The organism is Acidovorax sp. GW835-FHT14B10, from assembly GCF_058793725.1.
In genome coordinates, this window is sequence record NZ_JBXAGC010000088.1 from 1 (window position 1) to 656 (window position 656).

1 protein-coding gene is annotated in these 656 nt (G+C 62.7%); it reads left to right on the plus strand.

Features of this window, described 5'->3' with window-relative positions; translation table 11 throughout:
- Window positions 1–656: electron transfer flavoprotein subunit beta/FixA family protein (locus tag AC1Q5S_RS22340; protein WP_492239467.1), on the plus strand; the 656-nt coding region annotated here is incomplete at both ends.

The following is a 656-nucleotide window of genomic DNA, read 5'->3' on the forward strand; positions in this document are numbered from 1 at the left end:
GTCAAACGCGTGGTGGACTACAACGTGAAAGTCCGCGTCAAATCGGACGGCACGGGCGTAGACATTGCCAACGTGAAGATGAGCATGAACCCGTTTGACGAAATCGCCGTTGAAGAGGCGGTGCGCCTGAAGGAAAAAGGCCTGGTGAGCGAAGTGATTGCCGTCAGCTGCGGCGTGGCCCAATGCCAGGAAACGCTGCGCACCGCCATGGCCATCGGTGCCGACCGCGCCATCCTGGTGGAGACGAACGAAGAACTGCAGCCCCTGGCCGTGGCCAAGCTGCTCAAGGCCCTGGTGGACAAAGAACAACCGGGCCTGATCATCCTGGGCAAACAAGCCATCGACGACGACGCCAACCAGACCGGCCAGATGCTCGCGGCCCTGGCCGACCTGCCCCAGGCCACCTTCGCCAGCAAGGTTGAACTCACGGCAGACCAAGTCAGCGTCACCCGCGAAGTGGACGGAGGCCTGGAAACCCTGCAGCTTTCGCTGCCCGCCGTCATCACCACCGACCTGCGCCTGAACGAGCCCCGCTACGTCACCTTGCCCAACATCATGAAGGCCAAGAAAAAGCAGCTCGACACCGTCAAGCCCGAAGACCTCGGCGTGGACGTGGCCCCGCGCCTGAAGACCCTGAAGGTGACCGAACCCGCCAA